Source organism: Shinella sp. GW821-FHT11G07 (genome assembly GCF_058808115.1).
Genome location: NZ_JBXARJ010000017.1, coordinates 120,729 through 133,914 on the forward strand (window position 1 = coordinate 120,729; position 13,186 = coordinate 133,914).

At 63.1% G+C, this 13,186-nt stretch carries 13 protein-coding genes and 1 riboswitch; of the genes, 5 read left to right on the forward strand and 8 right to left on the reverse strand.

Annotated features, from left to right (window positions below; genetic code table 11):
• The first annotated feature begins 33 nt into the window (after nt 1-33).
• The 3 genes from ertB to AC1RT2_RS26855 all read left to right on the forward strand — a co-directional run bounded on the left by ertB (nt 34) and on the right by AC1RT2_RS26855 (nt 3,445).
• Nucleotides 34-1,701 (forward strand): thiourocanate hydratase, encoded by a 1,668-nt coding sequence (gene ertB, locus AC1RT2_RS26845; RefSeq protein WP_493106904.1) that lies wholly within the window; start codon nt 34-36, stop codon nt 1,699-1,701.
• Between the two features lie 8 nt (nt 1,702-1,709).
• Entirely contained in the window at nt 1,710-2,282 is a 573-nt protein-coding gene (locus AC1RT2_RS26850; RefSeq protein WP_493106906.1) for a hypothetical protein, read from the forward strand.
• A gap of 140 nt (nt 2,283-2,422) precedes the next feature.
• Complete coding sequence (locus tag AC1RT2_RS26855; RefSeq protein WP_493106907.1) at nt 2,423-3,445, forward strand: glycoside hydrolase family 25 protein; 1,023 nt, start codon at nt 2,423-2,425, stop codon at nt 3,443-3,445.
• A gap of 16 nt (nt 3,446-3,461) precedes the next feature.
• Here AC1RT2_RS26855 and AC1RT2_RS26860 read toward each other — a convergent pair whose 3' ends face one another.
• Nucleotides 3,462-4,061: a YdeI/OmpD-associated family protein gene (locus AC1RT2_RS26860; protein WP_493106908.1), complete on the reverse strand. Its 600-nt coding sequence runs from the start codon at nt 4,059-4,061 to the stop codon at nt 3,462-3,464.
• A 164-nt stretch (nt 4,062-4,225) separates the two neighbouring features.
• On the opposite strand from AC1RT2_RS26860, the gene AC1RT2_RS26865 reads away from it, so the two are divergent.
• Entirely contained in the window at nt 4,226-4,951 is a 726-nt protein-coding gene (locus AC1RT2_RS26865; RefSeq protein WP_493106909.1) for a L,D-transpeptidase, read from the forward strand.
• Nucleotides 4,952-5,049: 98 nt separating this feature from the next.
• On the opposite strand, the gene AC1RT2_RS26870 is transcribed toward AC1RT2_RS26865, so the two are convergent.
• From AC1RT2_RS26870 to AC1RT2_RS26890, 5 genes are all read right to left on the reverse strand, one after another.
• A complete protein-coding gene (locus AC1RT2_RS26870) occupies nt 5,050-5,811 on the reverse strand; it encodes an SDR family NAD(P)-dependent oxidoreductase (protein ID WP_493106911.1) in 762 nt (253 codons plus the stop codon).
• Between the two features lie 5 nt (nt 5,812-5,816).
• Complete coding sequence (locus AC1RT2_RS26875; protein WP_493106913.1) at nt 5,817-6,641, reverse strand: ABC transporter permease; 825 nt, start codon at nt 6,639-6,641, stop codon at nt 5,817-5,819.
• On the reverse strand, nt 6,641-7,507 hold the full coding sequence (locus tag AC1RT2_RS26880; RefSeq protein WP_493106915.1) for an ABC transporter permease: 867 nt from the start codon (nt 7,505-7,507) through the stop codon (nt 6,641-6,643). The genes AC1RT2_RS26875 and AC1RT2_RS26880 overlap by 1 nt, the downstream gene beginning before the upstream one ends.
• 245 nt (nt 7,508-7,752) lie before the next feature.
• Nucleotides 7,753-8,916, reverse strand: a complete 1,164-nt coding sequence (locus AC1RT2_RS26885) for a polyamine ABC transporter substrate-binding protein (protein ID WP_493106917.1) — start codon at nt 8,914-8,916, stop codon at nt 7,753-7,755.
• A 38-nt stretch (nt 8,917-8,954) separates the two neighbouring features.
• Complete coding sequence (locus tag AC1RT2_RS26890) at nt 8,955-10,031, reverse strand: ABC transporter ATP-binding protein (RefSeq protein WP_493106919.1); 1,077 nt, start codon at nt 10,029-10,031, stop codon at nt 8,955-8,957.
• A gap of 197 nt (nt 10,032-10,228) precedes the next feature.
• Between AC1RT2_RS26890 and AC1RT2_RS26895 the strand changes: the two genes are divergently transcribed.
• On the forward strand, nt 10,229-11,026 hold the full coding sequence (locus AC1RT2_RS26895; protein ID WP_493106921.1) for a helix-turn-helix transcriptional regulator: 798 nt from the start codon (nt 10,229-10,231) through the stop codon (nt 11,024-11,026).
• Nucleotides 11,027-11,269: 243 nt separating this feature from the next.
• Here the strand turns inward: AC1RT2_RS26895 and AC1RT2_RS26900 are convergent, their stop codons facing one another.
• Nucleotides 11,270-11,746 carry a 6,7-dimethyl-8-ribityllumazine synthase gene (locus tag AC1RT2_RS26900; RefSeq protein ID WP_069058268.1) on the reverse strand — a complete coding sequence of 159 codons (477 nt, stop codon included), beginning with the start codon at nt 11,744-11,746 and terminating at the stop codon, nt 11,270-11,272.
• Nucleotides 11,747-11,840: 94 nt separating this feature from the next.
• Nucleotides 11,841-12,005: riboswitch (FMN riboswitch) on the reverse strand.
• A gap of 110 nt (nt 12,006-12,115) precedes the next feature.
• The gene (locus tag AC1RT2_RS26905) at nt 12,116-13,177 is read right to left on the reverse strand and encodes an ABC transporter ATP-binding protein (protein WP_069058269.1); all 1,062 of its coding nucleotides are present in this window, start codon (nt 13,175-13,177) and stop codon (nt 12,116-12,118) included.
• Nucleotides 13,178-13,186: the final 9 nt, after the last annotated feature.

The window sequence follows — 13,186 nt, forward strand, 5'->3', positions numbered from 1 at the left end:
GGCAAAGCCGTACAGAGATTTTAGGAGATAGCGATGCCGAAGCCGAATGCGCGTCATCCGAACTACCCAATCCCCAGCGGTCCTACGCTGCGCGCCAAGGGCTGGCGACAGGAAGCTTTGCTGCGGCTTCTCGAAAACGTGCTGTCGGTCGGTGAGGATCCGGACAATCTCATCGTCTATGCCGCTCTCGGCAAGGCGGCACGCAACTGGGCGGCGCACAGGGCGATCGTCAAGGCGCTGACGGAAATGGACGAGGATCAGACGCTGGTCATCCAATCGGGCAAGCCGGTCGGGCTCTTGAAGACCCATGCCAAGGCACCGCTCGTCATCATGGCGAACTGCAATATCGTCGGGCAGTGGGCGAAGGCCGAGGTGTTTTATGAACTCCAGCGCAAAGGGCTGATCTGCTGGGGTGGGCTGACGGCGGGTGCCTGGCAATATATCGGCAGCCAGGGCGTCATTCAGGGCACCTACGAAATCTTCATGCGCATTGCCGAAAAGCGGTTCGCCGGCAGCCTTGCCGGGCGTTTCATCCTCACTGCCGGGCTTGGCGGCATGGGTGGCGCGCAGCCGCTCGCCGGCCGCATGGCGGGGGCAGCCATTCTCTGCGTCGATATCGATCCGGCACGCGCGGCGGCCCGCAAGGCCGTCGGCTATCTAGAACATGTGGCACCGGATCTCGATACGGCGCTCGCGATGGTCGATGAGGCCGTAAAGGACAAGCGGGCGACCTCGATCGGCCTTGTCGGCAATGCGGCGGAAATTTATCCGGAAATCGCCCGGCGCGGTATCGTGCCTGACATCGTCACCGACCAGACCTCGGCGCATGACCTCGTTTACGGCTATGTGCCGAAGGGCATGAGTATCGACCAGGTGAAGGGGCTGCGCGACGACGGGCAAGGGCAGTTGATGGCGGCAAGCCGGGCTTCGATTGTCGAGCATGTGTCTGCCATGCTGGACTTCCAGAAACGCGGCTCCGAGGTTTTCGACAACGGCAACCTCATCCGCACGCAGGCGCGGGAAGGCGGTGTTGCGAATGCCTTCGACATTCCGATCTTCACCGAAGCCTACCTCCGCCCGCTCTTTGCACGGGCCATAGGGCCGTTCCGCTGGATGGCGCTGTCCGGCGAGGAGAGCGATATCGCGCGTATCGACGACCTCGTCATGGACATGTTCCCGGACAACCAGATCGTCACCAACTGGATTCGCCTTGCCCGCGAAAACGTGCCCTTCGAGGGGCTGCCGGCGCGCATCGCATGGCTTGGCCATGGTGAGCGCACGCAACTGGCGCTGGCGGTCAACCGGCTGGTAGCGGCTGGCGAACTCAAGGGGCCGATCGCCTTTTCGCGCGATCATCTCGATGCCGGCGCCATGGCGCATCCGAACATCATGACGGAGCGCATGAAGGATGGATCGGATGCCATTGCCGACTGGCCACTGCTGGATGCCATGTTGCTCTGCTCCTCGATGGCCGATCTTGTCGTCGTGCATTCCGGTGGCGGCGGTTATGCTGGTTACATGACGAGCTGCGGCGTCACACTGGTCGCCGATGGCACGGAAGCCGGGGCAGAGCGGCTGGAACATGCGCTGACGAACGACACCTCGCTCGGGGCGATCCGCTATGCCGATGCCGGCTACGACGAATCGTTCGACGAGATCGAGAAGAAGCAGATCGGCCATGTCAGGATCGGCAACGCCTGAGGGGTGGAATGCTGTTCAAGGCGAAGATGCTTAAAAGGATCGGGAGAGGCGAGGTGACACTCGCCTTTCGGCGCTGGACGAAGCCCACCGTGCGGGCCGGCGGCACGCTGCGCACCGCGGCGGGCGTGCTTGCCATCGACAGCATTGAAAGGGTGGACCTCGATGCCATCACCGCAGGGGATGTCCAGGCGGCGGGTTACGTCTCACGGGAAGAACTCGCGCGGGATCTTCGGCCCGAGGGCGAGCTCTATCGGATCGCCTTTCATGTCGCCGGCAAGGACCCGCGAGAAAACCTGCGTGAAAACGATACGCTCGGCCCGGGTGAAATCGTGGCCTTGAAGGGGGTGCTCGCGAAGCTCGACCGGACGGGCGCATGGACGAGCGCGGCTCTTTGCATGATCGCGGAACGGGACGGTCGGACGGCCGCGGAGATGGCCGAACGCCTCGATATGGAGAAGCTGACGCTCAAGCGAAAGATACGCCAGCTCAAGGAGTTGGGGTTGACGGAAAGCCTGGCCGTCGGCTACCGGCTTTCGCCGCGTGGACACGCTTTCGTGAAGGGCAATCGTCAGGAATCGTGAGAGCTTTCGAGCCTAAGTACCTGAAATGTCGACTCCGCCGTAAACCTCGCATTTAACATTTCGCGGTAATCTTCCGTTAGTAATTCCGTCCATGTGTCGAAAGGGCGGGGCCTTCGGTTAGTTTTGCGTGCGAGTGCCTTATGCGTCTTTCGGTCCTTACAGCGGTCCTTCTTGGCTGTGCCTCCATGGCCGGCTGTGCGTCGAGCTCGAATCCCGAGGCGGTGCTATCCATAAAACCGTCGGCGGAAATCACCAGCTCCGTTTCCAAGGGCAATAGCCCCGTTCCTGAAGTCGCTGTCGGCGAAAGCCGGGTGACGGCGGATGGCGCGGAAATGCTGGCCTGGGCCGGGCCGGGGCCGGACGGCAAGGTCTTCGAATCCGTCACGAAACAATCGGCGGTTCCTTCCGAACGGCCGGAGGATGCGGTTTCTGCCATCGAGATGCCGTCCGAGGGGCGCTCGCGCAAGCGTTCGCGCGTCTACAGCCAGCAGTTCCGCGACGCGCACCCGATCAATTTCGGCAAGCGCGCGCCAAAACACTATCAGGTGCACGGCGTGGACGTCTCGCGCTGGCAGGGTGACATCGACTGGATGAAGCTGCGCACGCAGGGCGCCAACTTCGCCTTCATCAAGGCGACGGATGGCGGCGACCACCTCGACCCGATGTTCCAGAAGAACTGGCGCAAGGCCAAGGAAGCGGGCATGCGGCGCGGCGCCTATCATTTCTTCTACTGGTGCCGGGTCGCAAGCTCGCAGGCAGAATGGTTCATCCGCAACGTGCCGAAGGATCCCGATGCGCTGCCGCCGGTGATCGACGCGGAATACAATGGCGAATCGAGCTGCAAGAAGCGGCTGACGCGAGCGCAGTATGTCGAGAAGATCAAGGTCTTCTCCGACATGCTGGAACGCCATTACGGCAAGCGGCCGATCATCTATACGGCGCCGGATTTTTATGAGGACAACCTTTCCGGCGAGCTCCAGAACCATCCGTTCTGGCTGCGCTCGGTCGCCGCGCACCCGTCCAAGCGCTATCCGAACCGCCGCTGGATGTTCTGGCAGTATTCCGGCTCCGGCCTGTCGCATGGCGTCGAGGGCAAGATCGACCTGAACGTCTTCTCCGGCAGCGAGAACGACTGGCACAACTGGTTGAACGGCCAGTCCTGAGCGAACATAGGGCGGTCTATTTCTGCTTCTGCGGGTAGATCGTCTCGCCGCGCTTCAGCATGTCCACGAAGGTGTCGACGTTTCGCCTGCGCGCGGCATCCGTCTTGATGTTGTGCATGCGGAAGGCCAGCGCAAATCGGTTTTGCTCGGTGAGTTTGCCGAGCATCTCCTTCGCTGCTGGCTCCGCGTCGATGGCTGTCTGGAGGTCGGGCGGGATTTTCAAGTCCTTGCCGCTGCCATAGGCCTTGTCCCAGCGGCCGTCCGCCTTTGCTGCGTCCACCTGTTTGAGGCCGTGTTCGGTCATTCGGTTGTCTGTGATCAGCCTGCCGACGGTCTCGACATTCTTCTTGCTCCACACGCTCTTCTTGCCGCGCGGGCAATAGCGTTGGAAGAAGCTCTTCTCGTCCAGTCCCTTGCGGATGGCGTCGATCCAGCCCCAGCAGAGCACGGCCTCGATCGCCTCTTCAGGATTGATGGATTTCAGGCCGGAGCCGCGCTTGTGGATCTTGATCCAGACTTCGGGAGCGGAGTCATGGTTTTCAGCAAGCCAGCGGTAGAAGCTTTCCGGGTCGGTGAACTCCCGGACATGGGCGGGATTGGTTTCCACAGGTGCCATTGCGTTTTCCCCCTCATCGTTCTCCGGACGTGACTGCTTTGCATCGGTCGGGCGGAATGAATAACCGTTGCCGAAGATGTGATGCCGTTGCTTCTTGCCAGCCCGCTCACGGTCTGGCTAGCCATCACTCCTAACCAGTCTTTCCCATTGGAGTCTTATCGAGAATGCCTACGGTGTGCTCATTGTCGCGCAGGGCCTTTTTCCTCGGCGCTGCGGCGACGCTTGCGGGCTGCGCGACCACGGAACAAACGCCGGTCAAGATTGCGCCAGTCCCCCAGAAGGTCAGTTATCCCATCGTGCCGGCAGCGGACGAGGAACTGGTGGCGCGTTATGCGGCCGTCGAGGACGGCGGTCATCTCATCCCCGCCATCCCCTATACGAAGATCGACCCGAAATATTATCGCCAGCGCGTGAAGGACCCGACCGGCGAGGCGCCGGGCACCGTGGTCGTCGATACGCCCGGCCGCTTCCTCTATGTGGTGGAGCCGGGTGGCACTGCCATGCGCTACGGCGTCGGCATCGGCCGCGACGGCTTTGCCTGGGAAGGCGAGGGCATCATTCACTGGCGCCAGCCCTGGCCGCGCTGGAAGGTGCCGGCCGACATGATCGCGCGTACGCCGAGCCTTGCAAAGTACTCCGTCGAGAATGGCGGCATGGAGCCGGGCATCAAGAACCCGCTCGGTGCGCGCGCGCTCTACATCTTCCAGAACGGCAAGGACACGCTTTATCGCCTGCACGGCTCGCCGGACTGGGCGTCGATCGGCAAGGCGACCTCCTCCGGGTGCGTGCGGTTGATCAACCAGGACGTGCTCGATCTCTACAAGCGCGTGCCCTATCATGCCCGTATCGTCGTGCATCAGGGGCCGATGGGGGCTGCGGTCGGCGCTTAAAGCAATTCCAGCAAAAGTGCGTAGCGGTTTTGCGTCCGGAATTGCGTAAAAACAAAGAGATAGAGCTTTTCCGCGATTCGAAGAAAAGCGGAAATGTTCTAAGTGACGGTCTCGCCGCCGTCGACGACAAGGATCTGGCCGGTCATGTAGCTTGACCGGTCGGAGACGAGGAAGAGGATCGGTTCGGCGATCTCCTCCACATCGGCCCATCGGCCCATCGGCACCTTCTCCTTGATATAGGCCTCGATCGCCTCGCGCCCACCCATCTGGGTGATGAAGGGCGCGTTGAAGGGCGTGTCGACCCAGCCGGGGCAGAGCGCGTTGACGCGGATGCCGTGCCCGGCATAGTCGCCGGCCATCTGTTTCGTCATGGCGATGACGGCGTGTTTCGTCGTCGTATAGGCGATCATCTCGCGGTCGTAGAGCACGCCGGAGGACGAGGCGGTGTTGAGGATCACGCCCTTGCCCTGCGCCTTCATGGCCGGCATGACGAGGCGGGCGGCCATCAGATGGGCGCGCACGTTGAGGTTCCACGAAAGATCCAGCCCGTCGAGCGGCACGCTCTCAAGATCGCCGGCAACCTGGGCGCCGGCGTGATTGTGCAGGATATCGACCCGGCCATGGCGGGAGAGCACGGCAGCGATCGCCATCTTCAACTCCACATCGTCCGTCACGTCGACGATGACCGCCTCCGCCCTGCCGCCATCTGCGCGGATGAAATCGACAGTTTCTGCAGCGCGCGTCTCGTTGAGGTCGGCGACGCAGACCGTGGCGCCTTCGCGCGCCATGATGCGCGCGCCGGCCCGGCCAATGCCGGAGCCCGCTCCGGTGACGATGGCGACACGGTTCTTCAGGATCATCGGTCTCACTCCCCGGCAGTCGTTTTTCTGGTTTTTTCCCGCATCAGTAGGCGGGCGATCACGATCAACAGCAGCGATGCGACCAGCACCATGGTGGCGATGGCATTGACCTCTGGCGTCACACCGCGACGGATCGAGGCGAAGACGTAGATCGGCAGCGTCGTCTTCGAGCCCGCGACGAAGAAGGCCACGATGAAATCGTCGAAGGAGAAGGTGAAGGCGAGCAGGAAGCCGGCGAGCACCGAGGGCAGGATCTGCGGCAGCACGATCTGGCGAAACGTCGTCAGTGGCGTGGCATAGAGATCGGCCGACGCCTCGACGATATCGCGCCCGAGCGTGGCGATGCGGGCCTTCACGATCATGGTGACGAGCGCCATGGTGAAGAGGCCATGTGCGGCGATGATCGAGCCGTAGCCGAGGCCGAACTGCGGCGGCCTTTCGCCGGGCCACAGGCTGGCGATGGCCGGATTGATGACGCCGAAGACCGCGACGAGGGCGACGAGCGTGGCAATGCCGATGACGACGCCCGGCACGACGATCGCCGCGGCGAGCAGGCCGTCGAAGACGGCGCGGGCGCGGCTGCCCAGCCGTTCGAGGCCAAGCGCTGCCATGGTGCCGAAGACGGCGGCGAGCGTGGCGCTGGTGACGGCGATGATCAGGCTGTTCTGCAGCGCCGTGATGAGGAACGGATTGGCGAGCGCCTTGCCGTACCACTCAACGGAGAAGCCGGTGAACTCGCTCGCATTGCGGCCGGCATTGAAGGAGAACAGCACGACGAGTACGATCGGGGCATAGAGGAACAGATAGACGGAGGTGATCAGCGCGCGCATCAGACGAGATCCACCTGTCGTGTGCCGGAAATGCGCCAGGCGATGCGCATCGCGACCATCAGCACCACCACAACCACGGCGACGAGTGTCACGGCAATCGCCGAGCCAAGCGGCCAGTTGCGCGATTGCAGGAAGAGATCGACCAGCGCATTGCCGATGAAGAATACTTTGCCGCCGCCAAGTAGCTGCGGAATGAGATATTCGCCGAGCAGCAGGATGGTGACGAGTGCGACGCCCGTCATCACGCCCGGCAGCGAGAGCGGCAGGGTGACGGAGAAGAAGGTCGAGACCGGTTTTGCGCCAAGATCGGCGGAAGCCTCCAGCAACCGGAGGTCCAGCTTTTCGAGGCTGACATAGATCGGCATGATCATCAGCGGCAGGTAGCCGTAGACGATGCCGAGCAATACGGCGCCCGGTGTGTTGAGCAGGCGGACGTCGGCTATGCCGATCATGTCGAGCAGGTTCGGGAGGCCGCGCGAGCCGAGGATGTACATCCAGGCATAGGTCCGCACGAGCAGGCTCGTCCAGAACGGTACGACGACCAGCGAGACGAGCAGCAGGCGATACCGCGGGGGGGCCTTGACGGCGAGGTAATAGGCCGTCGGGTAGGCGACGATGAGGCAGACGAAGGCGCCGACCGGCGCCAGCATCAGCGTGTTCCAGTAGGCGGCGGCGCGGGCCGGCAGGTTGGCATATTGCGCGAAGGTGAAGGCCGGCTGATAGCCGCCCGCCGGTCCGCGCTCACCGACGGAAAACACCACCATGGCGATGAAGGGCAGGACGAGGAAGACGAACAGCCAGAGGGACGCCGGCGCCAGCAGCGCTGTCGTCACCAATCGTCTCTTCGTCGTCATCGTCAGGGGCATAACTTCGGGTCCTGTTGCGTATTCATCCGGCTAGCCGGTCATTTCTTCCCGCAGGCGGGGAGAGGAAACTGTGCTGCGCGCTCCGACCAATCTCCCCCCTTGTGGGGGAGATGTCGGCGAAGCCGACAGAGGGGGGTAGCGGCGGTACGGCAGAGAAGGCGGGCCGATGGCGGGTGCGACACCCCTCTGTCCTGCCGGACATCTCCCCCACAAGGGGGGAGATCGATTTGCCGAGATGCCTTGCCCTACGCCGACTTGAACCGCGCCATCAGCTCCGCACGCGCCGGGTCGGTCAGCGTCACCGCGGCGCCGAATTCCAGCGGCGTCAGGGCTGCTTCGTCCGGATAGACGATCTTGTTGCTGGTGATGTCCGCCGGCAGCAGCGACATTACGCGGCTGTCGGTCGTCGGCGCGCCGTTGGCGATGTGTTCCTTGACGGCGTTCTGCGGGTCCATCAGGAAGTTGAGCAGCGCATAGCCGGCCGGCTTGTTGGCAGCACTCTTCGGAACCGCGTAGAAATCCGACCAGATCTCGCCGCCGTCCGTGCCCAGCACGAACTGGATTTCCGGAATGTCGCGGTTGAGCTGCGCGCCGTCATTGGTCCAGCACATGGTCATCCACGCGTCGGAGGCGCGCATGGAGGGCTGGTAGTCGCTGTTGATGGCGTAGAGGTGCGGTTTGACCTTGATCAGCAGTTCTTCCGCCTTGGCGAGTTCTTCCGCCTTCACCGAATTGAACGAGAAGCCGAGCGAGACGAGCGCGTTGCCGATGGTGGTGAGCTGGTAGTCGTGCACCATGGCGCGGCCGTCGGCCTCGGTCATGGCGAGTTCGAAGAAGTCTTTCCAGCTGGTGACCTTCGACTTCATCTTGTCGGAGTTGAAGGCGATGCCCGTCGTGCCCCAGTTCTTCGGCAGGGCATAAACCTTGCCGTCGACCGTACCCTCGTTGGTAAAGCGGGTGTTCTGCGTCTTCGGGTCGAAGTTCGGCACCTTGGCAAGGTCGATCGGGTCGATGAGGCCGAGGCTCACATAGGTGGAGATCGTGTAGTTGGTCGGCACGAAGAGGTCCCAGCCGGTGCCGCCGGCCTGAAGCTTCGCCAGCATCTCTTCGTTCGAACCGAACACATTGACCTCGACGGCCACGCCGGTCGCTGCCGTGAAGGCTTCGAAGGTCGCCGGGTCGTGGTAGTTCGGCCAGGTGGCGAGCGACATGGTGGAGCCGAGGTCTTCGGCCGCATGGGCTTCGGAGGTGAAGAGGCCCGGCTGGCGGGCGAGGACCGCCGCGGCAAGGCCAAGACCCGTGACGCCGAGGAAGTGGCGGCGCGTGACCGAGCCACGTTTCAGGCGCATGAATTCTTCCGTCAGGTCACGGGCGCTGATCGGGGCATTCTCTCTGAACCATTTCGACATCACACTGTTCCCTTGTTGTTGTGACGGGCCTGTTTCCCTCAGGCTGGAAAGATATGCGCAGTGCCGGGATCGAAGCTTATTGCGACCCGCTCGCCCGGTGCGACGAGGTCGTTTTCTGATTGGCTGTGGCGTTCGGCGGTGACCAGCAGGTCGCCGAGACCGGCGACGGAGACGGAATATTCGGCGGCCGAGCCGAGAAAGATGCGATGGGTGACGATGCCTTCGAGTGTGGCGCCCTCGGCCTGACGGGACAGGCGGATTGCCTCCGGCCGTAGTGCGACGGTGACGGCGCCGGGGGCAAGCTCGCTGCGGGAGGCGGCAAGCGCCGAACCGTTGCGGAGGCGCACGGTGCCGCCGGCTTCCAGCATGCCATCGAGGCGGTTCGTCTTGCCGACGAAGTCGGCGACAAAGAGATCGGCCGGACGGTCGTAGACTTCCTGCGGCGTGGCGAGCTGGCGGATGTTGCCGGCGCTCATCACACAGACAAGGTCGCTCATCGAGAGCGCTTCTTCCTGATCGTGGGTGACGAGCACGAAGGTGATGCCGAGATCGCGTTGAAGGGTTTGAAGCTCGATCTGCATGGCGGAGCGCAGCTTCTTGTCGAGGGCCGCCAGCGGTTCATCGAGCAGCAGCACCGAGGGCTTGTTGACGAGGGCGCGGGCGAGCGCCACGCGCTGCTGCTGGCCGCCGGACATTTCATGGATGCGGCGCTTGGCAAAACCGGAAAGGCGGACCATCTCCAGCGCCTCGCCGACGCGGCGGGAGATTTCCGCGGTCGGCAGTTTCGGCCGAAGCTGCTTCAGGCCATAGGCGACGTTCTGCTCGACATCGAAATGTGGGAAGAGGGCGTATTGCTGGAACACCATGTTGACGGGGCGTCGGTAGGCCGGCACGCCGTTGACGACGCTGCCGGCAATCATCACGTCGCCTTCGCTCGGCTGCTCGAAGCCGCCGATCATACGCAGACAGGTGGTCTTGCCGCAGCCGGAGGGGCCGAGAAGCGCCACGAAGGCGCCCTTCGGCACGGCGAGGTTGATGTCGGAGACCGCGGTCACCGCGCCATAGCGCTTGGTCACCGAACGGAACTCGATGTCGTTCGTTGGGGCGGATGTCACGTCTGTTCCCTGCGGTTGTTGGTCTCTCAGCGATCTTTGCCGCCATGGCCACCGTCAACTCGAATGCTAGTCAGCGGCCGGCCGGTTGGTATATACCCCGAGAGAGGTATTTTATCCATAAATCGGCTGTGGGAGGAGTATACCCCTGCGACGGCGGCAGAGGTTTACCGCGCGCGGAACTGGGGAGCAGAAACGCCATGCAGGTCGATTTCAAGGCACTTTTCCATACGCTTGCCGACTGGACGGGCGCTGCGGAGACGTCTGATCGGAAGACTGGCGAAACCTTGCTGGCGATGATGCGGGCGCTCGTGCGCTTCGACGACATGGTCATCTTCGCCTACCGCGACAAGGCCCGGCCGATCGACCTGTTCAGCACCTTCGATGCGGATGACCATCATGTCTTTGTGACGCTCTATCAGGCCGGCCCCTACCTGCTCGACCCGTTCTACCACACGAGCCGCGCGGCCCGGGCCGGCGTTTTCCGCATGCGGGAGCTGGCGCCGGATCGCTTCTTCTCGAGCGAATATTACCGCACCTACTACTCTCAGACCCGGCTTGCCGAAGAGCTCGGCTTCTTTGTGCCGACCGCCGATGGTGTCACGGTCGTCGTCTCGTTGATGCGGCGGGAGAAGACCGGCATCTTCCCGGCTGCGGAATACGGGTTGCTCAACGATGTGGAACCCTTCGCCACCGCCTTCGTGCGCCGGGCCTGGGGTGATCTCGCGGGGCGCTTTGCGGATACGGGGCAGGGGCGCGGACGGCGCAGTGAGCCGGTGAGTGCGGCGGACCGCGTCTGGCGTAGGCTCAATCTTACGGACCGCGAGGCCTCGATCATCGAACTGGTGCTGCAAGGCCATTCGTCGGAATCGATCGGGCTGAAGCTCGATATCTCCACCGGCACGGTGAAGGTCCATCGCCGCAACGTCTACCGCAAGCTCGGGATTTCCTCGCAGATCCAGTTGCTGTCGATTTATCTGAAGAACTTGCAATCCTAGTCAGGACGACAAACCCTGGTCAGGGTTGGGAAAGCACGCTTCGTCCTCCGTCATCCTCGGGCCTGCCCCGAGGATCCATGCGGCAGGTGTGGCGTGGATGGTCGGGTCAGGCCCGACCATGACGGAGAGTGGGGCGGAGCTCGCCAACAAAAAAGCCCGGTATTGCTGCCGGGCTCCCTTGAGTCTTTTCAACGGTTTGCCATCTCATCCTGTCGGATTGAGTCAGGCTGTTGAGACGTTGATTCAAGCGACGGAAGCGAGCGCCACCTGTGCGCGGGCGTCGATGATCTGGCGGGCGGCGTTGGCGGCTTCCTTGCCCTTGAGGACGAAGTGCTCGCGGAAAAACGCGATGTGGGCTTCCGATTCCTGGAAATTGTGCGGGGTCAGCACGGCGGAGAGCACCGGCACATTGGTGTCGAGGCCGACGCGTACGATGGCATCGACGACCGTGCCGGCGACGAAATCGTGACGGTAGATGCCGCCATCGACGACGAGCGCAACGCCGAGGATGGCGGAGTAGCGGCCGGTCTTTGCAAGAAGCTGGGCGTGCAGCGGGATTTCCAGCGCGCCCGGTACGTCGATCACATCGACATCTTCGGCGCGGCCGCCGAGCGCTGCCCATTCGGCAACGAAGGAGTTGACCGCCTGGTCGACGATGCCGGCGTGCCAGCGGGCACGGATGACGGCGATCCGGGAGGAGGGGGTGGCATTCGCATTCATGTCTAGGCCTTTCAAGGGTTGAGCCATTTTTCAATGATCCCCTTGGGCGAACACGCATGAGGCACGCTGACCCACCTTGCGGCGGGTGCCTCCTGCTTGCTCTCTTCCATCCGGACTATGACCGTCGGCTCCGGCATCGCACCGGATCTGCTGACCCTTCCGTTTTGGCGGAAGGCGCTCGCGGGCTCCGGAATGCTTCCTGTCGGGAAGAATGGCCGATACCGCCGGTGGGGAGTTTCACCCCGCCCTGAGAACGATGGAAGCTTAGCCGGCCACCGCACGGAGATCAAATCCGCAGGCGACGGAAAACGCACAATTCACGACAGATTTTTCCAAGCCTTCTGCAAGGCTTGGAATGAAACTGCCGTCTTAGTCGCGGATGATGAGGAGGTCGCCTGCGGTGAAGCGCAGCGTCGACGTTTCGCCGACGGCCGGCGGCACCAGGCCGGGGCTGTTGAACATGTCGAAGGAGATGATGGCATCCCCCACCTTCATGCGGGTGCGGATGACCGAACCGAGGAAGTTGGAGGAGGTAACCTCGCCGGTTAGCGCCGTGTCGCCCTTGGCGTCAGGTGCCGTCGAGCCGGCTTCCGGACGCAGCGCCAGCGAAACCGTGTCGCCGGCCTTCAAGGCGCCGAGCGGCTCGCGCAACGTCACACCCTGGTCGCCGATCGAGATGCGGTTCGTTGCCGGATCGACGACCTTTGCCTCGATGAGATTCAGCGTACCGACGAAGTTCGCGACGAAGCGGGTGGCCGGGCGGTTGTAGATATCGGCCGGCTTGCCGATCTGGTCGGCCTTGCCGGCGTTCATCACGACGATGCGGTCGGAGATCGACAGGGCTTCTTCCTGGTCATGCGTGACGAAGACCGTGGTGATGCCGAGCTGCTGCTGGATCATGCGGATTTCTTCGCGCAGCGAGACGCGGATCTTGGCGTCGAGCGCGGAGAGCGGTTCGTCGAGCAGTAGAACCTGCGGCTTCGGGGCGAGTGCGCGGGCGAGCGCCACGCGCTGCTGCTGGCCGCCGGACATCTGGTAGGGGTAACGGTCGGCCAGATGATCAAGCTTGATGAGGCCGAGCATTTCCTTGACGCGGGCGTCGATCTCGGCTTTCGGCCGGCCGGCGACCTTGAGGCCGAAGGCGACGTTTTCCGCGACGTTCATGTTGGGGAAAAGCGCGTAAGCCTGGAAGACCATGCCGATGTTGCGCTGGTTCGGGCGCAGGTTCACCTGGCTCTTGCCATCGATGGTGATGCCGCCGCCCGAGGGGGTCTCGAAGCCGGCGATCATGCGCAGCACGGTGGTCTTGCCGCAACCCGATGGTCCGAGGAACGAGACGAACTCGCCCTTTTCGATCGACATGTTGAAGTCCTTGACGACCTGCACGGGGCCAAAGGACTTCTGGATGCTGGTGAGGGTGAGAAAGCTCATGAAAGATCC

Bases quoted from the DNA above. Each gene is read 5' to 3' on its own strand.
- AC1RT2_RS26855 (WP_493106907.1), top strand. From the start codon at position 2,423: ATGCGTCTTTCGGTCCTTACAGCGGTCCTTCTTGGCTGTGCCTCCATG.
- AC1RT2_RS26870 (WP_493106911.1), bottom strand. From the start codon at position 5,811: ATGATCCTGAAGAACCGTGTCGCCATCGTCACCGGAGCGGGCTCCGGC.
- AC1RT2_RS26895 (WP_493106921.1), top strand. From the start codon at position 10,229: ATGCAGGTCGATTTCAAGGCACTTTTCCATACGCTTGCCGACTGGACG.
- AC1RT2_RS26850 (WP_493106906.1), top strand. From the start codon at position 1,710: ATGCTGTTCAAGGCGAAGATGCTTAAAAGGATCGGGAGAGGCGAGGTG.
- AC1RT2_RS26900 (WP_069058268.1), bottom strand. From the start codon at position 11,746: ATGAATGCGAATGCCACCCCCTCCTCCCGGATCGCCGTCATCCGTGCC.
- AC1RT2_RS26875 (WP_493106913.1), bottom strand. From the start codon at position 6,641: ATGCGCGCGCTGATCACCTCCGTCTATCTGTTCCTCTATGCCCCGATC.
- ertB (WP_493106904.1), top strand. From the start codon at position 34: ATGCCGAAGCCGAATGCGCGTCATCCGAACTACCCAATCCCCAGCGGT.
- AC1RT2_RS26880 (WP_493106915.1), bottom strand. From the start codon at position 7,507: ATGCCCCTGACGATGACGACGAAGAGACGATTGGTGACGACAGCGCTG.
- AC1RT2_RS26865 (WP_493106909.1), top strand. From the start codon at position 4,226: ATGCCTACGGTGTGCTCATTGTCGCGCAGGGCCTTTTTCCTCGGCGCT.
- AC1RT2_RS26860 (WP_493106908.1), bottom strand. From the start codon at position 4,061: ATGGCACCTGTGGAAACCAATCCCGCCCATGTCCGGGAGTTCACCGAC.
- AC1RT2_RS26885 (WP_493106917.1), bottom strand. From the start codon at position 8,916: ATGTCGAAATGGTTCAGAGAGAATGCCCCGATCAGCGCCCGTGACCTG.
- AC1RT2_RS26905 (WP_069058269.1), bottom strand. From the start codon at position 13,177: ATGAGCTTTCTCACCCTCACCAGCATCCAGAAGTCCTTTGGCCCCGTG.